Genomic DNA, 24,162 nt, shown 5'->3' on the forward strand with positions numbered 1-24,162 from the left:
ATTACTTGCCTTTAATCTCATACAGTGGGGTTTGGCCCGCAACGACCTGACCTTTCGCCTGAATGACCAGGCCGCTGAAGTCGTCGATGTTGCTGCAAACCACCGGGCTAATCATCGAGCGCGCATTGGCGTTCAGGTAGTCCAGATCCATTTCCAGAATCGGTTGGCCTGCGACCACTTCAGCCCCCTCTTCCACCAGGCGAGTAAAGCCCTGGCCGTTCAGCGCCACGGTATCGATACCCATGTGGACAACGATCTCCGCGCCGTTTTCGGTCTCAAGACAGAACGCGTGGTTGGTGTTGAAGATTTTCACGATAGTACCAGCTGCCGGAGACACCACGGTTTTTTCCGTTGGTTTAACAGCGACACCGTCACCGACCGCTTTGCTGGCGAACGCTTCGTCTGGCACCTGCTCAATCGCTACCACTTCACCGGTCACCGGAGAGACCAGGGCAGCGATGGTTACCGCATTTGGCACAGCCTGCGGTTTCACCACCGGAGCGTCAGCCACTGGCGCGCTATCCGTTGAGGCGGCAGCTACCGGCCCACGGGCAACCACTTTTTTCATTTCATCGCCGATAGATTCGGCTTTCGCACCCACGATAACCTGGATGGTTTGTTTGTTCAGTTTCACCACACCAGACGCACCCAGGCGTTTGCACATTGCATCGCTGACGCGCGCGGAGTCGGCCACGGTCAGGCGCAGACGGGTAATACAGGCATCAATGGCTTTCAGGTTATCGGTACCACCCACAGCGGCAACGTAGTTGGTTGCCAGCTGGGTTAAACCTTCTTCGGTATTGCTGTTTGCTTCACTGGTCACAACGTCGTCTTTGGTATCTTCGCGGCCCGGCGTCTTCAGGTTAAACATACGAATAACCGCGCTGAACAGAACGAAGTAGATAACGAAGAAGATCAGGCCCATCACCACCAGCATCCAGACGTTGCTGCTTGCCGCCGGCAGGTTGTACATCAACACATAGTCGATGGCGCCTGCTGAGAAGGAGAAGCCAGCGTGGATACCCAGAAGGGTGGCAACGAACAGGCTGATACCGGTCAGGATAGCGTGCATGAGATACAGCAGCGGAGCCAGGAACATGAACAGGAATTCCAGTGGCTCGGTTACGCCGGTCAGGAAGGCCGTAATCGCAACGGACAACAGCATACCGCCAACCATTGGGCGACGCGCTTTCGGCGCAGCCAGGTACATTGCCAGCGCAGCACCAGGCAGACCAAACATCATGATAGGGAAGAAGCCAGACATGAACATGCCCGCGGTGCCGTCGCCTGCGTAGAAGCGGTTGATATCACCGTGGAATACCGCGCCAGCGGCGTTAGTGAATTCACCAATCTGGAACCAGGCGATAGTGTTCAGTACCTGATGCAGACCCGTTGGGATCAGCAGACGGTTGATGAAACCGAAGATACCCGCACCCAGTGCGCCCGCAGAAACGATCCACTCGCCACCCGCATGGATAGCGTGTTGAACTGGTGGCCATACGTAGCCGAAAATGGCGGCGAGGATCAGACAGAAGAAGCCCGTCGCAATCGGTACAAAACGTTTACCGCCAAAGAAGCTCAGGAAGTCAGGCAGCTTGATACCAGCCCAGCGGTTATAGACGGCACCACCGACCAGACCGGTAATGATACCCGCCAGGACACCCATGTTGATTTCAGGGTTGATGGTTACCATCGCTTTGGTGAGGATGAAGTAACCTACAGCCCCTGCCAGTGCCGCAGCACCAGCACTATCTTTTGACCAGCTTGACGCCACACCGATGGCGAAAATCAGCGCCAGGTTGTCAAAAATTGCGCCGCCAGCCTGGGCAATAAACGGCACGTTAAGAAGATCGGGTTGCCCGAATCGCAGCAGCAGCGCTGCAACCGGTAGCACGGCGATAGGGAGCTGCAAAGCCCTACCGAGGCGCTGGAAAAAACCTAAAATATTCATCCTATTCCCCCTACGAGACCCTTTGTGAAGACTCGCACGTAAACTATGTTTTTATTGTGTCGACAACGATAGATACCGTTGATGATTCACTGGCATGGTGAGTGTGTGAAAAATTAATTCGTATCGCAAATTAAACACCTATTTTTTGTGATTTTTGTCACCAAATATCGTTAACCACCCTCCCTTTCACTGGCTAACAGCGAAAACTTATTTTATCATTCAAAAAATCAAGACGGATTGATCCGGCCTGAAGTTTCCAGGTTACGCTTAGTTCAGGCTCCCTAATCATCCGCCCACTTTATTACTTTAACTTTAGAGGTGAACAATGAGACTGATTCCCCTGGCAACAGCTGAACAGGTCGGTAAATGGGCTGCACGTCATATCGTTAACCGCATTAACGCGTTCAAACCAACGGCAGATCGTCCTTTCGTTCTGGGCCTGCCTACCGGCGGCACCCCGCTGACGGCATACAAAGCGCTGGTTGAAATGCACAAAGCGGGCCAGGTTAGCTTCAAGCATGTTGTAACCTTTAATATGGACGAATATGTGGGCCTGCCGAAGGAGCATCCGGAAAGCTACCACAGCTTCATGCACCGTAACTTCTTTGACCACGTTGATATTCCAGCTGAAAACATTAATCTGCTGAATGGTAACGCGCCCGATATTGACGCAGAATGCCGCCAGTACGAAGAAAAAATCCGCTCTTACGGCAAAATTCACCTGTTTATGGGCGGCGTGGGTAACGATGGTCACATCGCGTTTAACGAGCCAGCCTCTTCTCTGGCTTCCCGTACTCGTATTAAAACCCTGACCCATGACACCCGCGTGGCAAACTCTCGCTTCTTTGATGGCGACGTTAACCAGGTACCAAAATTCGCCCTGACCGTGGGCGTAGGTACCCTGCTGGATGCCGAGGAGGTCATGATTCTGGTGCTGGGCGGCGTGAAAGCGCAGGCGCTCCAGGCAGCCGTTGAAGGCAACGTTAACCATATGTGGACCATCAGCTGCCTGCAGCTGCACCCGAAATCAGTGATCGTGTGTGACGAACCGTCCACGATGGAACTGAAGGTCAAAACGCTGAAATACTTCAACGAGCTAGAAGCAGAAAACATTAAAGGTCTGTAATTTTATCACCGCCCCGTTACGCAGGGGCGGTCGTTTTTTTAAACCGGGGGTCGATATGTACGCTTTAACCCACGGTCGGATTTATACCGGCCATGAAATTCTGGATGACCATGCGATTGTGATCGCTAATGGCCTGATTGAACGTGTTTGTCCGCTGGCTGAGTTGCCGCCGGAGATAGAACAGCGCTCACTCAACGGAGCAATAATCTCCCCCGGTTTCATTGATGTACAGCTCAACGGCTGCGGCGGCGTGCAGTTTAACGACACGCCAGAGGCCGTTACGGTCGAGACGCTGGAAATCATGCAGAAAGCCAACGAGAAATCGGGCTGTACCAGCTATCTGCCTACGCTGATTACCAGCAGCGATGACCTGATGAAGCAGGGTATCCGCGTGATGCGCGACTACCTGGCGAAACACCCTAACCAGGCGCTGGGTCTGCACCTGGAAGGGCCATGGCTGAACATGGTCAAGAAAGGCACGCACAACCCGGATTATGTCCGCAAGCCGGATGCCGAACTGGTTGACTACATGTGCGCGAACGCCGATGTGATCACCAAAGTGACGCTGGCGCCTGAAATGACCGGTACTGAGGTCATCAGCAAACTGGCCGCCGCCGGGATTGTGGTGTCCGCAGGTCACTCCAACGCCACGCTGAAAGAGGCGAAAGCCGGTTTCCGCGCGGGCATTACCTTTGCGACGCACCTCTATAACGCCATGCCGTATATTACGGGTCGCGAACCGGGTCTCGTCGGGGCAATTCTGGACGAGCCAGACGTTTACTGCGGCATTATTGCCGACGGCCTGCACGTTGATTACACCAATATCCGTAATGCGAAACGCCTGAAGGGCGATAAGCTGTGTCTGGTCACCGATGCTACCGCACCGGCAGGGGCAAATATTGAACAGTTCATTTTTGCTGGTAAAACAATATACTACCGTAATGGACTGTGTGTGGATGAAAACGGCACGCTGAGCGGGTCTTCCCTGACAATGATTGAAGGGGTCCGTAACCTCGTAGAGCATTGCGGCATTGCACTTGATGAAGTGCTGCGGATGGCCACGCTTTATCCGGCGCGTGCAATCGGCGTGGATAAACAACTGGGCGGGATTGCACCGGGTATGGTGGCAAACCTGACGGCCTTCACACACGATTATAAAATTATTAAGACCATCGTTAATGGTAACGAGGTCGTCACTGAGTAAGTAAAAGTATGACAACAGGCGGACAAGCTCAAATCGGTAATGTCGATCTCGTTAAACAACTTAACAGCGCGGCAGTTTATCGCCTGATTGACCAGCACGGGCCAATCTCTCGAATTCAGATAGCCGAACAAAGCCAGCTTGCGCCTGCCAGCGTGACAAAAATCACGCGTCAGCTTATTGAGCGCGGTCTGATCAAAGAAGTCGATCAGCAGGCCTCCACCGGGGGGCGCCGCGCTATCTCTATCGTCACCGAAACCCGCAACTTTCAGGCCATCGGCGTCCGTCTTGGCCGTCATGACACCACGCTGACCCTTTACGATCTGAGCAGCAAAGCGATTGCTGAAGAGCACTATCCGCTGCCCGAGCGCACGCAGGAGACGCTGGAACATGCGCTGCTGAACACCATTGCGCTGTTTATGGAAAGCTGCCAGCGCAAGATCCGTGAACTCATTGCCATCTCTGTGATTTTACCCGGCCTCGTCGACCCCGAAAGCGGAGTGATCCGGTATATGCCGCACATTCAGGTAGAGAACTGGGGGCTGGTCGATGCGCTCGAAAAACGGTTCAACGTGACCTGCTTTGTCGGCCACGACATCCGTTCTCTGGCGCTGGCAGAGCACTATTTTGGTGCGAGTCAGGACTGCGAAGACTCTATTCTGGTGCGCGTTCACCGTGGAACCGGGGCAGGCATTATTTCCAATGGCCGTATCTTTATTGGCCGCAACGGCAACGTGGGTGAAATCGGTCATATCCAGGTGGAACCGCTTGGCGAACGCTGCCACTGCGGTAACTTTGGCTGCCTTGAGACCGTTGCCGCCAACGCTGCGATTGAACACCGCGTTCGCCATCTGCTTGAGCAGGGCTATCAAAGCCGCGTCACGCTGGATGACTGTAAAATCGGGGCGATTTGCAAAGCCGCGAATAAAGGCGATGCGCTGGCCTGCGAGGTGATTGAGCAGGTCGGTCGTCATCTGGGCAAAACCATTGCCATTGCCATCAACCTGTTTAACCCGCAAAAAGTGGTCATTGCCGGTGAAATCGTCGAAGCCGAAAGAGTGCTGCTGCCCGCGATTGAAGGCTGCATTAACACCCAGGCGCTGAAGGCATTTCGTCAGAACCTGCCGGTCGTGCGTTCCACGCTGGATCACCGCTCAGCGATCGGCGCGTTTGCGCTGGTGAAGCGCGCCATGCTCAACGGTATTCTGCTCCAGCATTTGCTGGAAAGCTGATCGGACCTTATAGTAATGCCCTCTCTTTTGTGATGTCGGATTGTCCATGACCATTAAGAACGTAATTTGTGATATTGACGGCGTGCTGATGCACGACAACGTTGCCGTGCCGGGTGCTGCGGAGTTTCTTGGCCGTATCATCGACAAAGGAATGCCACTGGTTCTTCTCACGAACTACCCTTCTCAAACTGGTCAGGACCTGGCGAACCGCTTTGCTACCGCGGGCGTTAACGTGCCGGACAGCGTGTTTTACACCTCTGCGATGGCAACGGCTGATTTTCTGAAGCGTCAGGAAGGGAAAAAAGCCTACGTCGTGGGCGAAGGGGCGTTGATCCACGAGCTGTACAAGGCGGGCTTTACCATCACCGATGTGAATCCGGATTTTGTGATCGTCGGTGAAACCCGTTCCTACAACTGGGAGATGATGCACAAAGCTTCCTACTTCGTCGCCAACGGCGCGCGGTTTATCGCCACCAATCCGGATACTCATGGTCGTGGGTTTTACCCGGCCTGCGGCGCGCTGTGCGCCGGTATCGAAAAAATCTCGGGCCGTAAACCGTTCTATGTTGGCAAACCTAGCCCGTGGATCATCCGCGCGGCGCTGAACACCATGCAGGCGCACTCTGAAGAGACCGTCATTGTCGGCGACAACCTGCGCACCGATATCCTGGCCGGTTTTCAGGCTGGTCTTGAGACCATCCTGGTGCTTTCCGGCGTGTCGACCATTGATGACATCGACAGTATGCCGTTTCGGCCAAGCTGGATTTACCCTTCGGTCAATGAAATCGACATTATCTGACGTCGGACCACGCCTCAGGGCGTGGTTTTTCATTTATAGCGCCTGAAAACCTCACCCCACCTAATAAAAAGCGCAATTCATTGAGAAATCCTCAATAAAAGCACGTTTGAGATACGTGTTTTTCAACATTCTGCAATTGTCATTGCACTATTTGCGTTTTAGCCCGTAAAACCCTTGCGCGCCCTGCCCCTTTGCGGCATTTTCATAAGCAAGCAACATCACAATGCAACAGGGTTAACGGAGAAGGTTATGTGTTCAATTTTTGGCGTACTGGATATTAAAACTGACGCGGGTGAACTGCGTAAAAAAGCACTCGAACTGTCCCGCCTGATGCGCCATCGCGGCCCGGACTGGTCCGGCGTTTACGCCAGCGATAAAGCCATCCTTGCGCACGAGCGTCTGTCCATTGTTGACGTCAATGCCGGAGCACAGCCGCTGTATAACGAGAATAAAACGCACGCGCTGGCGGTGAACGGTGAAATTTACAACCATCAGGCCCTGCGCGCTGAATATAGCGACCGCTACGCCTTCCAGACCGGTTCTGACTGCGAAGTGATCCTGGCGCTGTATCAGGAGAAAGGACCTGAATTCCTCGACGATCTGCAGGGCATGTTTGCCTTTGCGCTGTACGACAGCGAAAAAGAGGCTTACCTGATTGGGCGTGACCATCTCGGTATTATCCCGCTGTACATGGGGCACGATGAACACGGTAACTTCTATGTCGCCTCTGAAATGAAAGCCCTGGTGCCGGTTTGCCGCACCATCAAAGAGTTCCCGGCGGGCAGCTACCTGTGGAGCCAGGACGCCGAGATCCGCCCGTATTACCATCGCGACTGGTTTGACTATGACGCGGTTAAAGACAACGTCACTGATAAAGCCGAACTGCGTCAGGCGCTGGAAGAGTCCGTGAAAAGCCACCTGATGTCAGACGTGCCGTATGGCGTACTGCTTTCCGGCGGGCTGGACTCCTCCGTGATCTCCGCGATCACCAAGAAGTTCGCCGCACGTCGCGTCGAGGATCAGGAGCGCTCGGAAGCCTGGTGGCCGCAGCTGCACTCCTTTGCCGTCGGCCTGGAAGGGGCACCGGATCTGAAAGCCGCGCAGGAAGTGGCAAATCATCTTGGTACCGTCCACCACGAAATTCACTTCACCGTGCAGGAAGGTCTGGATGCGATCCGCGATGTGATCTATCACATCGAAACCTATGATGTGACGACGATTCGCGCCTCCACGCCGATGTACCTGATGTCCCGTAAGATCAAAGCGATGGGCATTAAGATGGTGCTATCCGGGGAAGGATCTGACGAAGTGTTTGGCGGCTACCTGTACTTCCACAAAGCGCCGAACGCCAAAGAACTGCATGAAGAGACCGTGCGCAAGCTGCAGGCGCTGCACATGTTTGACTGCGCCCGCGCCAACAAAGCGATGTCGGCCTGGGGCGTTGAAGCCCGCGTCCCGTTCCTCGATAAAAAATTTCTCGACGTCGCGATGCGTATCAACCCGCAGGATAAAATGTGCGGCAACGGTAAAATGGAAAAACATATCCTGCGCGAATGTTTTGAATCTTACCTGCCGGCAAGCGTGGCATGGCGTCAGAAAGAGCAGTTCTCCGATGGCGTGGGTTACAGCTGGATCGACACCCTGAAAGAGGTGGCGGCGAAACAGGTTTCCGATCAGCAACTGGAAACCGCGAGCTTCCGTTTCCCGTACAACACGCCGGGTTCGAAAGAAGCGTATCTCTATCGCGAGATCTTCGAAGAGCTGTTCCCGGTACCGAGCGCTGCTGAATGCGTACCAGGCGGCCCGTCCGTGGCCTGCTCGTCGGCGAAAGCGATCGAGTGGGATGAATCGTTCAAATCGATGAACGATCCGTCAGGGCGTGCGGTAGGCGTTCACCAGTCTGCGTATAAATGATCCCCTGCACCAAAAAAGACCCTGCGGGGTCTTTTTTTTGCCCTGAATTTAACGGTACAAAAACGATTAATAACCAATAATTGCCGATTATTCGGCCACGCTGTTCGCAACCTAACCAAACAGTCACATTCAGGACATTTTCGTTGAAAAAGGTGTTGACGCTGCAAGGGTCTATACGCATAATGCGCCCCGCAACGCCGATAAGGTAACGCGAAAAAAAGATGGCTACGTAGCTCAGTTGGTTAGAGCACATCACTCATAATGATGGGGTCACAGGTTCGAATCCCGTCGTAGCCACCATCTTTTTTTGCGGGAGTGGCGAAATTGGTAGACGCACCAGATTTAGGTTCTGGCGCCGCAAGGTGTGCGAGTTCAAGTCTCGCCTCCCGCACCATTTCCAGATAAGCGTTGCACGGATGGGGTATCGCCAAGCGGTAAGGCACCGGTTTTTGATACCGGCATTCCCTGGTTCGAATCCAGGTACCCCAGCCATATTTCTTCGATTTTGCGGTTCTCCGCGGTTATTGGGGTATCGCCAAGCGGTAAGGCACCGGTTTTTGATACCGGCATTCCCTGGTTCGAATCCAGGTACCCCAGCCATCGAAGATTGCAGTACTGGCTACGTAGCTCAGTTGGTTAGAGCACATCACTCATAATGATGGGGTCACAGGTTCGAATCCCGTCGTAGCCACCATATTAGTCATCTGTCGATTTATTCGGTAGACTAGAAAAAATTGTTGGGGTATCGCCAAGCGGTAAGGCTCTGGTTTCTGATACCAGCATTCCGAGGTTCGAATCCTCGTACCCCAGCCAATTTAAAAAGTCGTTAAGCAGCATGTTTAACGCAATTGGGGTGTCGCCAAGCGGTAAGGCACTGGTTTCTGATACCAGCATTCCGGGGTTCGAATCCCTGCACCCCAGCCATTTAAAAACAAATAAGCCCGCTATGCGGGCTTATTTGTTTTTGTTGTCTGTACGGCCTGATGCCCTCTCCCACGGGGAGAGGGAAAAAAGATTACAGTCCCAGGGCATATTTCAGGGCCTGACGTTTCAGCCCACCGGCACGCTCCGCGGCCATCAATCCAATATTGCGCAAAATACGCACAGGTCCCAGCTCATTGCTGAAACCGGCATAGAACAGATCCATCCCCGACTGCATGATAAAGTTATCCGCCATCCGTCGCATCTGGTAGCGCTTCAGCACCTGCAGACCCGACCAGGGTTCAGCATGCGCGCGGGCATTGCCCAGCACGTCCAGCAGGGCATCCACGTCGCGGTAGCCGAGATTCACACCCTGCCCCGCCAGCGGATGAATGGTGTGGGCCGCATCGCCCACCAGCGCCAGCCCTTCGAGGGCATACTGCAACGCATGGCGGCGCGTGAGCGGGAAGGCCCCCGCGGCAACCGGCGTCACGTTGCCCAGACGACTCGGGAAGTGTTGCTTGATTTCACGCTGCAACTGCTCCATCGAAAGCCCCTGAAGCTGGCGAATGCGCGCCGGTTTGTCGTACCACACCAGCGATGCCCAGTTATCGAACAGGGGCAAGAACGCACGGGGGCCATTCGGGGTAAAGTGCTGCCAGGTGCTCTCACCGGGTGCATTCTCTGACTGAACGGTGATCAACATGCAGGACTGCGCGTATTGCCAGGCATGGATCCCGATCCCCGCCATCTGCCGGACCTGCGAATTCGCACCGTCTGCGCCGACCACCAGCTTCACGGCCAGCTCGTCATCATTATCCAGGGTCAGCACATAGCCGCTATCGTGGCGGCGTAGCGCCTTGAGAGAGGCGGGCAAACGCAGCGTCACATTAGGGTGCCCCTCCAGCGCCTGCCAGAGTGCCTGCTGGAGCACACTGTTTTCCACCATATACCCCAGGCGCGGCAGCTTCAGCTCGGCGGCGTCAAATGTCACATGGGCATTTTCCCACTCCCAGGTTTCCAGCCGGTTATACGGATGGGCGCGCATCGCCAGCACGGCATCCCACACGCCCAGCCCGCGAAGCAGGTCAACGGACGCGGCGCTGATGGCTGAAATGCGCACGTCCGGTTTGGCGGTCGGGTCAAATGCCGGAGGCGCAGCCTGCTCGATTACCGTTACTTCAAATCCCTGCTGCGCCAGCCCCAGCGCCAGCGCGGCGCCGACCATACCGCCGCCGACAACGGCAACTTCGGTTTGTTGGAGTGTCATGGTCAATTGTCCTTATTGGAGAATACCTTAAGTTTACCGGATTTTTGGGCGCGTGAGGGTGACAACCTTCATACTGGTCACAACCGCACCAAAGCATTACAATACGCGGCTTGCAATCCTGAGCTGAGCAAGTCGATGACTAAAAAACTCCATATAAAAACCTGGGGCTGTCAGATGAACGAATACGATTCATCGAAGATGGCCGATCTGCTGGATACCACCCACGGATACCAGCTGACTGAAAATCCGAAAGAAGCCGACGTGTTGCTGCTTAACACCTGTTCAATTCGTGAAAAAGCGCAGGAGAAAGTCTTTCACGTATTAGGCCGCTGGAAACTTCTCAAACGAAAAAATCCGGACCTGATCATCGGCGTCGGTGGCTGCGTAGCCTCGCAGGAAGGTAAGCTGATCCGCCAGAGAGCCCCTTATGTGGATATCGTCTTTGGCCCTCAGACCCTGCACCGCCTGCCAGAGATGATCAACCAGGTTCGCGGCAATCGTAGCCCGGTTGTCGACGTGAGCTTCCCGGAGATCGAGAAATTTGACCGTCTGCCAGAGCCGCGCGCGGATGGCCCGACCGCTTTCGTCTCTATCATGGAAGGTTGCAACAAATACTGTACTTACTGCGTGGTGCCTTATACGCGCGGTGAAGAGGTCAGCCGCCCGGCAGACGATATTTTATTTGAAATCGCGCAGCTTGCCGCCCAGGGTGTACGCGAAGTCAACCTGCTGGGCCAGAACGTTAACGCCTGGCGCGGTGAGAACTACGATGGCACCACCGGCAGCTTTGCTGAACTGCTGCGTCTGGTGGCCGCGATTGACGGCATCGACCGTATTCGCTTTACCACCAGCCATCCGATGGAATTTACCGATGACATCATTGATGTCTATCGCGATACGCCGGAGCTGGTGAGCTTCCTGCACCTGCCGATTCAGTGTGGCTCTGACCGCGTGCTGAACCTGATGGGTCGTCCGCATACGGTGCTGGAGTACAAATCCACCATCCGTAAGCTGCGCGAAGCGCGCCCGGATATTCAGATCAGCTCCGACTTTATTGTTGGCTTCCCTGGCGAAACGGCTGATGATTTCGAGCGCACCATGAAGCTCATCGGCGAAGTGAATTTTGACGTCAGCTACAGCTTCATCTTCTCCGCGCGTCCTGGCACGCCTGCAGCCGATATGGTTGACGATGTGCCGGAAGAAGAGAAAAAACAGCGTCTGTACATTCTGCAGGAGCGTATCAACCAGCAGGCCAACGCCTGGAGCCGCCGTATGCTCGGCACCGTTCAGCGTATTCTGGTGGAAGGCACCTCGCGCAAGAGCATCATGGAGCTGTCCGGTCGTACCGAAAATAACCGCGTGGTGAACTTTGAAGGCACGCCGGACATGATCGGTAAATTTGTGGATGTCGAAATTGTCGACGTGCTGACAAACTCCCTGCGTGCGAAGGTGGTGCGTACCGAGGACGAAATGGGTCTGCGCATTGCCGAGACGCCTGAGTCTGTTATCTCGCGTACCCGCAAAGTAAACGATTCTGGCGTGGGCATTTACCAGCCCTAATCCTTCTGGCCTGCCTTTCCGGCAGGCCTTGTAATTCCTTTCTTCACCCCCAATATGCATAGCAATGCTTGCGCCTTTATTCTATGGCGTGAATAATTTCATTAATGACGGTTTTATGATGCCCCTCGGTGATGAGCTAACGGGCCTTCTGAACAATCAAAGAGGAACGGTTTGAATATAGACACGCGTGAAATTAGCCTTGAGCCCGCAGACAACGCTCGCCTGCTGAGCCTGTGCGGGCCGTTTGATGACAACATCAAACAACTGGAGCGACGTCTGGGTATCGAAATCAATCGTCGCGATAATCATTTCAAACTCACCGGCCGCCCCATCTGCGTTAACGCGGCGGCGGATATTCTGCGTAGTCTGTATGTTGATACCGCCCCGATGCGCGGCGAAACGCAGGACATCGAACCGGAACAGATCCACCTCGCCATCAAAGAGGCGCGCGTGCTTGAACAAAGCGCGGAAAGCGTGCCGGACTACGGCAAGGCGATCAACATCAAGACCAAGCGCGGCGTCATCAAACCACGCACGCCGAACCAGGCGCAGTACATCGCCAATATCCTCGACCATGATATTACTTTCGGCGTCGGCCCGGCGGGTACGGGTAAAACCTATCTTGCCGTCGCCGCGGCGGTGGATGCCCTGGAGCGCCAGGACGTTCGCCGCATTCTGCTGACGCGCCCTGCCGTGGAAGCGGGTGAAAAGCTGGGCTTCCTGCCGGGCGATTTGAGCCAGAAGGTTGACCCGTATCTACGCCCGCTGTACGACGCGCTGTTCGAGATGCTGGGCTTTGAGAAAGTCGAAAAGCTCATTGAGCGCAACGTGATTGAAGTGGCGCCCCTGGCCTACATGCGTGGCCGTACGCTCAACGATGCGTTCATCATTCTTGATGAAAGCCAGAACACCACCATCGAACAGATGAAGATGTTCCTGACGCGTATCGGCTTCAACTCAAAAGCGGTGATTACCGGTGACGTCACGCAGATTGACCTGCCGCGCAGCACCAAATCTGGCCTGCGCCACGCAATTGAAGTGCTGGCAGAGGTCGATGAAATCAGCTTTAACTTCTTCCACAGTGAAGATGTTGTGCGCCACCCTGTCGTGGCACGCATTGTAAACGCTTATGAGGCCTGGGAAGAGGCCGATCAGAAGCGCAAGGCCGAACTGGCCGCAGAACGTAAGCGCGACGCGCAGGAGCAAGAACATAAATGAGTCAGGTGATCCTCGATTTACAGCTGGCCTGTGAAGATAATTCCGGCATGCCAGATGAGGCACAGTTTCAGACGTGGCTGGACGCCGTTATCCCCCAGTTTCAGGAAGAATCAGAAGTTACGATTCGCCTGGTGGACGAAGCGGAAAGCCACGAACTTAACCTGACCTACCGTGGGAAAGATAAGCCGACCAACGTACTCTCTTTCCCGTTTGAAGCGCCACCGGGCATGGAAATGCCGCTGCTGGGCGATCTGATCATCTGCCGTCAGGTGGTTGAGCAGGAAGCGAAAGAGCAGCAGAAGCCGCTCGACGCCCACTGGGCGCATATGGTGGTGCACGGCAGTCTGCATCTGCTGGGCTACGACCACATCGACGATGACGAAGCGGAAGAGATGGAGTCCCTCGAGACAGAGATAATGCTTGCTCTGGGCTATGAGGATCCGTACATTGCCGAGAAAGAATAGTCAGTCCATTGACCGACTCACATGCTGCCGCGCAGGGATATAGCGCGGCGGTAAACGTTGAACTAACAAGAGAACCCTTAACAAACGCCATGAGCGACGACAATTCACACAGTAGCGACAACACCAACACTAAAAAGGGATTTTTCTCCCTCATCCTGAGCCAGCTTTTCCACGGTGAACCAAAAAACCGTGATGAACTGCTGGAGCTGATCCGTGATTCCGGGCAAAACGACCTTATCGACGACGATACGCGCGAAATGCTCGAAGGCGTCATGGACATTGCCGACCAGCGCGTCCGCGATATCATGATCCCCCGATCGCAGATGATCACCCTGAAACGCAACCAGACGCTGGACGAGTGCCTCGATGTGATCATCGAATCTGCCCACTCGCGTTTCCCGGTCATCAGCGAAGATAAAGATCACATCGAAGGGATCCTGATGGCAAAAGATCTGCTGCCGTTTATGCGCAGCGATGCCGAAGCCTTCAGCATGGAAAAAGTGTTACGCCAGGCCGTGGTTGTGCCGGAAAGTAAACGTGTGGATCGGATGCTGAAAGAGTTTCGCTCTCAGCGTTACCACATGGCGATTGTGATTGATGAGTTTGGCGGCGTGTCCGGTCTGGTCACTATCGAAGATATCCTTGAGCTTATCGTGGGCGAAATCGAAGACGAGTATGACGAAGAAGAAGATATTGACTTCCGTCAGCTCAGCCGCCACACCTGGACGGTGCGCGCGCTGGCCTCGATTGAGGACTTCAACGATGCATTCGGCACGCACTTCAGCGATGAAGAGGTGGACACCATTGGCGGGCTGGTGATGCAGGCCTTTGGTCATCTTCCGGCGCGCGGCGAGACCGTTGACATCGACGGTTACCAATTCAAAGTCGCCATGGCCGACAGCCGACGTATTATTCAGGTTCACGTCAGAACGCCGGACGACTCACCGGTGCCAAAACTGGAAGATTAATGTAAATGGCATTTGCCCCATTGCTTGAACGCCAGCGCGTCCGTTTGCTACTAGCGCTGTTGCTCGGAGCCAGCGGTACGCTGGCTTTTTCTCCTTACGACATCTGGCCTGCTGCCCTCCTCTCCCTGATGGGATTACAGGGGTTAACCCTGAATCGCCGCCCGGTGCAAGCCGCTGCTATTGGCTATTTCTGGGGTCTTGGGCTGTTCGGTTCCGGCATTAACTGGGTGTATGTCAGCATCGCTCAGTTTGGCGGAATGCCGGGCCCGGTAAACGTCTTCCTGGTGGTCCTGCTCGCCGCCTACCTTTCGCTGTATACCGGCCTGTTTGCCGGCATTCTCTCTCGCCTGTGGCCGAAAACGAGCTGGCTGCGCGTTGCCATCGCCGCACCGGTTGTCTGGCAAATTACCGAGTTCCTGCGCGGTTGGGTGCTGACTGGCTTCCCGTGGCTGCAGTTCGGCTATAGCCAGATCGACGGCCCGCTAAAAGGGCTGGCACCGGTAATGGGCGTTGAGGCGATAAACTTCCTGCTGATGGTGGTGAGCGGCCTGCTGGTGCTGGCGCTGGTAACCCGCAACTGGAAAGCGCTAGTCGCCGCCCTCGTACTGTTCGCCCTGCCTTTCCCGCTGCGCTATATCCAGTGGTATAACCTCGTGCCCGAGCGCGCGACGCAGGTTTCTCTGGTGCAGGGGGATATCCCGCAGTCGATGAAGTGGGATGAGAACCAGCTGATCAACACCCTGAAAATTTACGCCGGAGCCACCGAGAAGGTGATGGGTAAATCTCAGCTGATTATCTGGCCGGAATCCGCGATTCCCGATCTGGAAATCAACCAGCAGCCGTTCCTGAAGATGATGGACGCCCTGCTGCGCGCACACGGCAGTACGCTGATCACCGGGATTGTAGACGCGCGTCTGAACACGCAAAACCGTTATGACACCTACAACACCATCATCACGCTTGGCAAAGACAGCGAGTACAGCTACACCTCGACCGATCGCTACAACAAGAACCACCTTGTGCCGTTTGGCGAATTTGTTCCGCTGGAGTCAATTCTGCGCCCGCTGGCACCGTTCTTCGATCTGCCGATGTCTTCATTCAGCCGCGGCCCGTACGTTCAGCCGCAGCTGCACGCGCACGGCTTTGCCCTCACGGCGGCCATTTGCTATGAGATCATCCTCGGCGAGCAGGTACGCGATAACTTCCGCCCGGATACCGACTATCTGCTGACCATCTCGAATGATGCGTGGTTTGGTAAGTCGATTGGCCCGTGGCAGCACTTCCAGATGGCGCGTATGCGTTCCCTGGAGCTGGCGCGTCCGCTGCTGCGCAGCACCAACAACGGCATTACCGCCGTGATTGGTCCGCAGGGGGACATTCAGGCCATGATCCCGCAGTTTACCCGCGACGTGCTGACCACGACCGTGACGCCAGCCACCGGCCTGACGCCATACGCCCGCACCGGCAACTGGCCGCTGTGGATTTTGACCGCGCTGTTTGGTTTTGGCGCCGTGCTGATGGGCCTTCGTCAGCGTCGTCGATAATCTCAATTCTTCCTGCCGGGTGGCGCTGACGCTTACCCGGCCTACTTTCTCCATTTCGCTTCTGAAGGCGTAGCCGCCACCCGACAATCCCCTCACTACTCCAATTCTGGCACGTCTATTGCTTTTATTTCTCCACGCAAACGCAATCTGGCTTAACGTGCACCTGACCGCACCAGCACTGAGCGTCCCTGGCACCGAAACGGTGCAATGAGAGATTTTTGCCTCTGAATGGTGCGGCGCGCTTCGCAAAAATAAACAATAACGCAGCAAAATCTTTACATTAAGCCAGACTAAATGTTAACAAGCTTGCATAACACTGCACTCGCGTTGCGCGAGATATAACAACATCACAATGGGTATCAATGCGTCACTGGCGCTGATAAGAAAGGAGTTGGGTATGCAATTACGTAAACTGGCCACAGCAATGCTGGTTATGGGAATGTCCGCAGGCGTCGTTCACGCTGAAGACGCGCCGGCTGCCGGAAGCACCCTCGCCAAGATTGCCAAAAACGGCGTGATCGTGGTCGGCCACCGTGAATCTTCCGTCCCGTTCTCTTACTACGATAACACGCAAAAAGTCGTGGGCTATTCACAGGACTACTCCAACGCCATCGTTGAAGCTGTGAAGAAAAAGCTGAACAAACCAGACCTGCAGGTGAAGCTGATTCCAATCACCTCGCAGAACCGTATCCCACTGCTGCAAAACGGCACCTTTGATTTTGAATGCGGTTCCACCACCAACAACCTGGAACGCCAGAAACAGGCCGCCTTCTCCGATACCATCTTCGTCGTGGGCACTCGTCTGCTGACCAAGAAAGGCGGCGACATTAAAGATTTCGCGGATCTGAAAGGTAAAGCGGTTGTCGTGACCTCCGGTACCACTTCAGAAGTGCTGCTCCACAAGCTGAATGACGACAAGAAAATGGATATGCGCATCATCAGCGCGAAAGACCACGGCGACTCCTTCCGTACGCTGGAAAGCGGTCGTGCCGTCGCGTTTATGATGGATGACGCTCTGCTGGCGGGTGAACGTGCGAAGGCGAAGAAACCAGACAACTGGGAGATCGTCGGTACCGCGCAGTCAAAAGAAGCCTACGGCTGTATGCTGCGTAAAGACGATGCGGACTTCAAAAAACTGATCGATGACACCATCGCGCAGGCGCAGACCTCCGGCGAAGCGGCAAAATGGTTCGACAAGTGGTTCAAGAACCCGATTCCACCGAAAAACCTGAACATGAACTTTGAACTGTCTGACGACATGAAAGCGCTGTTCAAATCACCAAACGACAAAGCTCTTAACTAATTAGAAATACAGGGGCGGGATCTCCTGCCCTCTCGATTGTCGGGAAGCATGGACAGACTCTACGCTGAGTGGCTCGTTCCCCACTCAGCGCGAAAAATGAGCTTCTCACCAATCTTCGAGGGTAGCGCTGCTACCCTTTTTTTTCTGGAGTTTATTATGTCAATTGACTGGAACTGGGGCATCTTTCTACAGCAAGCCCCGTTCGGCAACACCACCTATCTTGGCTGGCTGTGGAGCGGCTTTCAGGTCACCGTGGCGCTATCGATAACGGCGTGGATCATCGCGTTTCTTATCGGTTCGCTGTTCGGTATTCTGCGCACCGTCCCCAACCGTTTCCTCTCTTCTCTTGGCACGCTCTATGTGGAACTGTTCCGTAACGTTCCGCTGATTGTGCAGTTCTTTACCTGGTATCTGGTTATCCCGGAACTGCTGCCGGAAAACATCGGCATGTGGTTCAAGGCCGAGCTGGATCCGAACGTGCAGTTCTTCGTCTCCTCGATGCTGTGTCTGGGCCTGTTTACCGCTGCGCGCGTGTGCGAGCAGGTGCGTGCCGCCATTCAGTCGCTGCCACGCGGGCAAAAGAATGCGGCCCTGGCAATGGGGCTGACCCTGCCGCAGGCCTACCGCTACGTGTTGCTGCCTAACGCCTATCGCGTCATCGTGCCGCCGATGACCTCAGAGATGATGAACCTGGTGAAAAACTCGGCCATCGCCTCGACCATCGGTCTGGTGGATATGGCCGCGCAGGCGGGCAAGCTGCTGGATTATTCCGCCCATGCGTGGGAATCCTTTACGGCCATTACGCTCGCCTATGTTCTGATAAACGCTTTCATCATGCTGGTGATGAACCTGGTTGAACGCAAAACTCGCCTGCCGGGCAATCTGGGGGGTAAATAATGTACGAGTTTGACTGGAGTTCTATCGTTCCTTCCCTGCCTTACCTGCTTGATGGCCTGGCGATCACGTTAAAGATCACCGTGATTGCCATTATCGTCGGGATTGTCTGGGGCACCCTGCTGGCAGTGATGCGCCTGTCGAGCTTTAAGCCGCTCGCCTGGTTTGCAACGGCCTACGTTAACGTCTTCCGCTCTATCCCGCTGGTGATGGTGCTGCTGTGGTTTTACCTGATCGTTCCCGGTTTTCTGCAAAACGTACTGGGGCTGTCGCCAAAAACCGATATCCGGCTGATCTCCGCCATGGTGGCGTTCTCCATGTTCGAGGCCGCGTACTACTCCGAGATTATTCGCGCCGGTATTCAGAGCATCTCCCGCGGGCAATCCAGCGCGGCGCTGGCGCTGGGCATGACGCACTGGCAGTCCATGAAGCTGATTATTCTGCCGCAGGCGTTTCGCGCCATGGTTCCGCTCCTGCTGACGCAGGGCATCGTCCTGTTCCAGGATACGTCGCTGGTCTACGTTCTGAGCCTGGCGGACTTCTTCCGTACCGCATCCACCATCGGCGAACGTGACGGTACGCAGGTTGAGATGGTCCTCTTCGCGGGCGGGGTCTATTTTGTGATTAGTTTAAGCGCGTCGCTGTTGGTCAGCTGGCTGAAGAAAAGGACGGTATAATGATTTCCCTGAAAAATGTTTCTAAATGGTATGGGCACTTTCAGGTGCTGACCGACTGCTCCACTGAAGTGAAAAAAGGCGATGTGGTGGTCGTGTGCGGGCCGTCCGGGTCCGGTAAATCGACGCTGATCAAAACCGTCAACGGCCTGGAGCCGGTGCAGCAGGGTGAAATTGTGGTCAACGGCACGAAGGTCAATGACAAGAAAACGAACCTTGCTCAGCTGCGTTCTCACGTCGGCATGGTGTTCCAGCATTTTGAGCTGTTCCCGCATCTCTCAATTATTGAGAACCTGACCCTGGCGCAGGTGAAAGTGCTTAAGCGTGATAAAAAAGCGGCGCGTGAGAAAGGGCTGAAATTACTGGAACGCGTCGGGTTGACGGCCCATGCCGATAAATTCCCGGCACAGCTATCCGGCGGACAGCAGCAGCGCGTAGCGATTGCGCGAGCCTTGTGCATGGATCCGGTGGCGATGTTGTTCGATGAACCGACTTCGGCGCTCGATCCGGAGATGATCAACGAAGTGCTGGACGTGATGGTCGAACTGGCGCACGAAGGGATGACCATGATGGTTGTTACCCATGAAATGGGCTTCGCCCGCAAAGTGGCTAACCGCGTGATCTTCATGGACGAAGGCAAAATCGTGGAAGACTCCCCGAAAGAGGCATTCTTCGCTGATCCGAAATCCGAACGCGCAAAAGACTTCCTCGCCAAAATTCTGCATTAATTTTCCGGAGCGCAATCTGCGGATTGCGCTCCGCTTCACGCTTTGCCTCTCTTCTTCTCGTCGGCGCGACAGTGCAGCGTTAACCTTGTCACACAATAACGCCAGTAATGGAGAACCCTATGGCACAGCCCATTATTCTCGATTGCGATCCGGGTCATGATGACGCGATCGCCCTCGTCCTTGCCCTCGCCTCCCCCGAGCTTGACGTCAAAGCCGTCACCTCGTCTGCGGGGAACCAGACGCCAGAGAAAACCCTGCGCAACGTCCTGCGGATGCTGACGCTGTTAAAGCGCACCGATATCCCGGTCGCTGGCGGCGCGCTAAAACCGCTGATGCGCGAACTGATCATTGCCGACAACGTTCACGGCGAAAGCGGGCTGGACGGCCCGGCATTACCAGAGCCAGCATTTGCGCCGCAACCCTGCACCGCCGTTGAGCTGATGGCGAAGGTACTGCGTGAAAGCGCAGAGCCCGTGACGCTGGTGGCAACCGGTCCGCAGACCAACGTCGCACTGCTGCTCAACAGCCACCCTGAGCTGCACCGCAACATTGCCCAAATCGTGATTATGGGCGGCGCGATGGGGCTGGGAAACTGGACGCCTGCGGCCGAATTCAACATCTTTGTTGATCCGGAAGCTGCGGAGATTGTCTTCCAGTCTGGCCTGCCGATCGTCATGGCGGGGCTTGACGTGACTCACCGGGCGCAAATTATGGCCCAGGACATCGAACGGTTCCGTTCTGTGGGGAACCCGGTTGCGACGACGGTGGCGGAGCTGCTCGACTTCTTTATGGAGTATCACAAAGCCGAAAAATGGGGCTTTAGCGGCGCGCCGCTGCACGACCCTTGCACCATCGCCTGGCTGTTGAAGCCGGAGATGTTTACCACGGTGGACCGCTGGGTCGGTGTGGAGACGCAGGGGAAATACACGCAGGGGATGACGGTGGTGGACTACTATTCGCTGACGGGAAATGCGCCGAATACGACGGTGATGGTGGATATCGACCGGGAAGCGTTTGTGGATTTGCTGGCAGAGAGACTGGCTTATTACAGGTAGGCCCGCGATTCTCCCTCTCCCACAGGGAGAGGGAATGTTACTTCGCTTTTACCTAGGGTTCAAAGGGCCGGCGCTGGAACTGATCGTGCCCGCATTTCGGGCACAGCGGCAGTACGTCGGGGGTATAGACCGCAATGTGATGATGGCACTTCTCGCAGACCAGATTGCCCAACCCCACCACTTCGCCGCTGTGGTACACGCCGTGGTGGTTGAGATCCTGAAATACCTCGCGCCACTCCAGCTGGGTTTTATCGGTGATGTCCGCCAGTTCCTGCCACAGGCTCTCTTTGATCACCCGCATAAAGACGCTGTCGACCACCTCGTCCTGGCTCTCTTCGTAGCTGCGCGCAAACTCTTCCAGATCGCGGCGCACTGCGCGAGTCACCTCTTCAACTTCGGTTCGCGTTAGCTCACCCGTTTGCGTCACCTTTGCGCGCGCCTGTTCGACCAGCGCATCGATATCACGCTCGCCATTACGCAGCCGCTCCGTCAGTGTCGCCACCAGTTCGCGGTAAAATTGAGCAACCTTGTTCATCCTTTTGCCTCCCGGGTAAGTAACTAACTCTAATAATAGACCTTATTTCGCCGCCGCTTTGTCAGGCGCGCCACAGACCCGGTAAATTCCTGCAAAGTGCATTTGTGCGAAAGGCTGTTTTGACGCGGGCGTTTGGGCTATGCTATGCGGATCTGAATTACCACATCCATTGGCTACATTTGTAGCTGTATTGAAAACAGGACCACTGGCTGCCATGCAAGAGCAATACCGCCCGGAAGAGATAGAATCAAAAGTCCAGCAACACTGGGACGAGAAGCGTACCTTTGAAGTAACCGAAGACGAGAGCAAAGAGAAGTATTACTGCCTGTCGATGCTTCCCTATCCTTCTGGTCGACTACACATGGGCCACGTGCGTAACTATACCATTGGCGATGTGATTGCTCGCTACCAGCGAATGCTTGGCAAAAACGTTCTGCAGCCGATCGGCTGGGATGCGTTCGGCCTGCCTGCTGAGGGTGCGGCGGTTAAAAACAACACGGCACCTGCGCCGTGGACGTACGACAACATTGCGTACATGAAAAACCAGCTCAAAATGCTGGGCTTCGGCTACGACTGGAGCCGCGAGCTGGCGACCTGTACCCCGGAATACTACCGTTGGGAGCAGAAATTCTTCACCGAGCTCTATAAAAAAGGGCTGGTCTACAAAAAAACCTCCGCCGTTAACTGGTGTCCGAACGATCAGACCGTTCTGGCGAACGAACAGGTTATCGACGGTTGCTGCTGGCGCTGCGATACCAAAGTTGAGCGTAAAGAGATCCCGCAGTGGTTTATCAAAATCACCGCCTACGCTGACGAGCTGCTGAACGATCTGGACAAGCTTGACCACTGGCCAGACACCGTTAAAACCATGCAGCGCAACTGGATTGGCCGTTCTGAAGGGGTAGAGATCACCTTCAACGTGGACAACTACGATCGGCCGCTGACCGTTTACACCACCCGTCCGGATACCTTCATGGGCGCGACCTACCTGGCCGTGGCCGCAGGTCACCCGCTGGCGCAGAAAGCGGCAGAAAACAATCCGGAACTGGCGACCTTCATCGACGAATGCCGCAACACCAAAGTGGCCGAAGCCGACATGGCGACGATGGAGAAGAAAGGCGTTGCGACCGGTTACTACGCTAAGCATCCGCTGACTGGCGAAGCGATCCCGGTGTGGGCCGCAAACTTCGTGCTGATGGAGTACGGCACGGGTGCCGTGATGGCCGTTCCGGGTCACGATCAGCGCGACTACGAGTTTGCCACCAAATACGGTCTGGACATCAAGCCTGTTATCCTGGCTGCTGACGGTTCTGAACCGGACCTGTCCGAACACGCGCTGACCGAAAAAGGCACGCTGTTCAACTCCGGCGAGTTTAGCGGCCTGAGCTTCGAAGACGGTTTTAACGCCATTGCCGATAAACTGGCCTCTCTGGGCGTTGGCGAACGTAAAGTGAACTTCCGTCTGCGCGACTGGGGCGTTTCCCGTCAGCGTTACTGGGGTGCGCCAATCCCAATGGTGACGCTGGAAGATGGCACCGTGCTGCCCACACCGGAAGATCAGCTGCCGGTGATCCTGCCAGAAGATGTGGTCATGGACGGCATCACCAGCCCGATCAAAGCCGATCCTGAGTGGGCAAAAACCATCGTTAACGGTCAGCCTGCGCTGCGTGAAACCGACACCTTCGACACCTTTATGGAGTCATCATGGTACTACGCGCGCTACACCTGCCCGCAGTATCAGGAAGGCATGCTGGACGCTGACGCGGCAAACTACTGGCTGCCGGTGGATATCTACATCGGTGGTATCGAGCACGCCATCATGCACCTGCTCTACTTCCGCTTCTTCCACAAGCTGATGCGCGACGCAGGCATGGTGAACTCTGATGAACCGGCGAAACAGCTGCTGTGTCAGGGTATGGTGCTGGCGGATGCGTTCTACTACGTGGGTGCTAACGGCGAGCGTAACTGGGTCTCTCCGGTTGATGCCATCGTTGAGCGCGACGAAAAAGGCCGTATCGTGAAGGCAAAAGACGCCGAAGGTCATGAGCTGGTTTATACCGGCATGAGCAAGATGTCCAAGTCGAAAAACAACGGTATTGACCCGCAGGTGATGGTTGAGCGTTACGGCGCGGATACCGTGCGTCTGTTCATGATGTTTGCCTCTCCGGCAGACATGACGCTTGAATGGCAGGAGTCCGGCGTTGAAGGGGCAAACCGCTTCCTGAAACGCGTCTGGAAACTGGTTTACGAGCACACCTCACAGGGCGATGCGCCGGCGCTGAACGTAGCGGCACTGACTGAAGATCAGCAGGCACTGCGTCGTGATGTTCATAAAACCATCGCGAAAGTGACCGATGATATTGGTCGTCGTCAGACCTTCAATACCGCAATTGCGGCTATTATGGAACTGATGAACAAGCTGGCAAAAGCCCCGCAGGAAGGCGAGCAGGATCGTGCCCTGATGCGTGAAGCGTTGCTGGCTGTGGTTCGCATGCTGAACCCGTTCACTCCGCACGTCAGCTTCACCCTGTGGCAGGAGCTGAAAGGCGAAGGTGATATCGATAACGCACCGTGGCCAGTAGCCGATGAATCAGCCATGGTGGAAAACACCACGCTGGTGGTTGTGCAGGTCAACGGCAAAGTGCGCGGTAAAATTACCGTGGCTGTCGATGCCACCGAAGAACAGGTTCGCGAGCGTGCCGGCCAGGAACCTCTGGTGGCGAAATATCTTGAGGGCGTTACCGTGCGTAAAGTGATCTACGTACCGGGCAAACTGCTCAATCTGGTCGTTGGCTAAGCGCGGGA

The 24,162-nt window shown here is 55.3% G+C and carries 19 protein-coding genes and 7 tRNA genes; 23 read left to right on the forward strand and 3 right to left on the reverse strand.

The features are described from left to right. Position 1: 1 nt before the first annotated feature. Positions 2–1,951, reverse strand: coding sequence for a PTS N-acetyl glucosamine transporter subunit IIABC (gene nagE, locus I6L58_RS05970; RefSeq protein WP_088207683.1), 1,950 nt, complete (start codon positions 1,949–1,951; stop codon positions 2–4). Positions 1,952–2,276: 325 nt separating this feature from the next. Here nagE and nagB point away from each other — a divergent pair, with 325 nt between their 5' ends. The 12 genes from nagB to I6L58_RS06030 all read left to right on the forward strand — a co-directional run bounded on the left by nagB (position 2,277) and on the right by I6L58_RS06030 (position 9,147). Continuing rightward, positions 2,277–3,077, forward strand: coding sequence for a glucosamine-6-phosphate deaminase (gene nagB, locus I6L58_RS05975; RefSeq protein WP_006177164.1), 801 nt, complete (start codon positions 2,277–2,279; stop codon positions 3,075–3,077). A gap of 55 nt (positions 3,078–3,132) precedes the next feature. Next, positions 3,133–4,281 (forward strand): N-acetylglucosamine-6-phosphate deacetylase, encoded by a 1,149-nt coding sequence (gene nagA / locus I6L58_RS05980; protein ID WP_006177163.1) that lies wholly within the window; start codon positions 3,133–3,135, stop codon positions 4,279–4,281. Positions 4,282–4,289: 8 nt separating this feature from the next. Next, positions 4,290–5,510, forward strand: coding sequence for a DNA-binding transcriptional regulator NagC (gene nagC / locus I6L58_RS05985; protein WP_088207684.1), 1,221 nt, complete (start codon positions 4,290–4,292; stop codon positions 5,508–5,510). Positions 5,511–5,556: 46 nt separating this feature from the next. Continuing rightward, positions 5,557–6,309: a ribonucleotide monophosphatase NagD gene (nagD, locus tag I6L58_RS05990; protein ID WP_006177161.1), complete on the forward strand. Its 753-nt coding sequence runs from the start codon at positions 5,557–5,559 to the stop codon at positions 6,307–6,309. A 249-nt stretch (positions 6,310–6,558) separates the two neighbouring features. Continuing rightward, the gene (gene asnB / locus I6L58_RS05995) at positions 6,559–8,223 is read left to right on the forward strand and encodes an asparagine synthase B (RefSeq protein WP_088207685.1); all 1,665 of its coding nucleotides are present in this window, start codon (positions 6,559–6,561) and stop codon (positions 8,221–8,223) included. A 223-nt stretch (positions 8,224–8,446) separates the two neighbouring features. Further along, positions 8,447–8,523 (forward strand) — tRNA-Met (locus I6L58_RS06000). Between the two features lie 9 nt (positions 8,524–8,532). Further along, positions 8,533–8,617, forward strand: a tRNA-Leu gene (locus I6L58_RS06005). Between the two features lie 23 nt (positions 8,618–8,640). After that, positions 8,641–8,715: transfer RNA gene (locus I6L58_RS06010), tRNA-Gln, on the forward strand. 33 nt (positions 8,716–8,748) lie between these two features. Continuing rightward, positions 8,749–8,823 (forward strand) — tRNA-Gln (locus I6L58_RS06015). 17 nt (positions 8,824–8,840) lie between these two features. Then, a tRNA-Met gene (locus tag I6L58_RS06020) sits at positions 8,841–8,917 on the forward strand. Positions 8,918–8,961: 44 nt separating this feature from the next. Further along, positions 8,962–9,036 (forward strand) — tRNA-Gln (locus tag I6L58_RS06025). A 36-nt stretch (positions 9,037–9,072) separates the two neighbouring features. After that, positions 9,073–9,147 (forward strand) — tRNA-Gln (locus I6L58_RS06030). A gap of 91 nt (positions 9,148–9,238) precedes the next feature. Here I6L58_RS06030 and ubiF read toward each other — a convergent pair. Then, the gene (ubiF, locus tag I6L58_RS06035) at positions 9,239–10,414 is read right to left on the reverse strand and encodes a 3-demethoxyubiquinol 3-hydroxylase (protein WP_006177159.1); all 1,176 of its coding nucleotides are present in this window, start codon (positions 10,412–10,414) and stop codon (positions 9,239–9,241) included. Between the two features lie 135 nt (positions 10,415–10,549). Here ubiF and miaB point away from each other — a divergent pair, with 135 nt between their 5' ends. The 10 genes from miaB to rihA all read left to right on the forward strand — a co-directional run bounded on the left by miaB (position 10,550) and on the right by rihA (position 20,822). Further along, the gene (gene miaB, locus I6L58_RS06040) at positions 10,550–11,974 is read left to right on the forward strand and encodes a tRNA (N6-isopentenyl adenosine(37)-C2)-methylthiotransferase MiaB (RefSeq protein ID WP_006177158.1); all 1,425 of its coding nucleotides are present in this window, start codon (positions 10,550–10,552) and stop codon (positions 11,972–11,974) included. 171 nt (positions 11,975–12,145) lie between these two features. After that, positions 12,146–13,192, forward strand: a complete 1,047-nt coding sequence (locus I6L58_RS06045) for a PhoH family protein (protein ID WP_006177157.1) — start codon at positions 12,146–12,148, stop codon at positions 13,190–13,192. Beyond that, positions 13,189–13,656 carry an rRNA maturation RNase YbeY gene (gene ybeY / locus I6L58_RS06050; protein ID WP_006177156.1) on the forward strand — a complete coding sequence of 156 codons (468 nt, stop codon included), beginning with the start codon at positions 13,189–13,191 and terminating at the stop codon, positions 13,654–13,656. Before I6L58_RS06045 ends, ybeY begins: the two co-directional genes overlap by 4 nt. An 89-nt stretch (positions 13,657–13,745) precedes the next feature. Beyond that, a complete protein-coding gene (gene corC / locus I6L58_RS06055; protein ID WP_006177155.1) occupies positions 13,746–14,624 on the forward strand; it encodes a CNNM family magnesium/cobalt transport protein CorC in 879 nt (292 codons plus the stop codon). Positions 14,625–14,629: 5 nt separating this feature from the next. Then, positions 14,630–16,168, forward strand: coding sequence for an apolipoprotein N-acyltransferase (gene lnt, locus I6L58_RS06060; RefSeq protein ID WP_058610664.1), 1,539 nt, complete (start codon positions 14,630–14,632; stop codon positions 16,166–16,168). A gap of 397 nt (positions 16,169–16,565) precedes the next feature. Further along, on the forward strand, positions 16,566–17,471 hold the full coding sequence (locus I6L58_RS06065) for an amino acid ABC transporter substrate-binding protein (RefSeq protein WP_042320989.1): 906 nt from the start codon (positions 16,566–16,568) through the stop codon (positions 17,469–17,471). Positions 17,472–17,627: 156 nt separating this feature from the next. After that, entirely contained in the window at positions 17,628–18,368 is a 741-nt protein-coding gene (gltJ, locus tag I6L58_RS06070) for a glutamate/aspartate ABC transporter permease GltJ (protein ID WP_058610663.1), read from the forward strand. Continuing rightward, positions 18,368–19,042 carry a glutamate/aspartate ABC transporter permease GltK gene (gene gltK, locus I6L58_RS06075; protein WP_006177150.1) on the forward strand — a complete coding sequence of 225 codons (675 nt, stop codon included), beginning with the start codon at positions 18,368–18,370 and terminating at the stop codon, positions 19,040–19,042. The genes gltJ and gltK overlap by 1 nt, the downstream gene beginning before the upstream one ends. After that, a complete protein-coding gene (locus I6L58_RS06080) occupies positions 19,042–19,767 on the forward strand; it encodes an amino acid ABC transporter ATP-binding protein (RefSeq protein ID WP_006177149.1) in 726 nt (241 codons plus the stop codon). Before gltK ends, I6L58_RS06080 begins: the two co-directional genes overlap by 1 nt. 119 nt (positions 19,768–19,886) lie before the next feature. After that, positions 19,887–20,822, forward strand: coding sequence for a pyrimidine-specific ribonucleoside hydrolase RihA (gene rihA, locus I6L58_RS06085; protein WP_042320981.1), 936 nt, complete (start codon positions 19,887–19,889; stop codon positions 20,820–20,822). A gap of 52 nt (positions 20,823–20,874) precedes the next feature. Here the strand turns inward: rihA and I6L58_RS06090 are convergent, their stop codons facing one another. Continuing rightward, positions 20,875–21,357, reverse strand: a complete 483-nt coding sequence (locus tag I6L58_RS06090; protein WP_006177147.1) for a zinc ribbon-containing protein — start codon at positions 21,355–21,357, stop codon at positions 20,875–20,877. A 214-nt stretch (positions 21,358–21,571) separates the two neighbouring features. On the opposite strand from I6L58_RS06090, the gene leuS reads away from it, so the two are divergent. Then, positions 21,572–24,154 (forward strand): leucine--tRNA ligase, encoded by a 2,583-nt coding sequence (gene leuS / locus I6L58_RS06095; protein ID WP_176399410.1) that lies wholly within the window; start codon positions 21,572–21,574, stop codon positions 24,152–24,154. The last annotated feature ends 8 nt before the right edge of the window (positions 24,155–24,162 follow it).

The organism is Enterobacter cancerogenus (genome assembly GCF_019047785.1).
In the GTDB taxonomy this organism is placed as follows: domain Bacteria; phylum Pseudomonadota; class Gammaproteobacteria; order Enterobacterales; family Enterobacteriaceae; genus Enterobacter; species Enterobacter cancerogenus.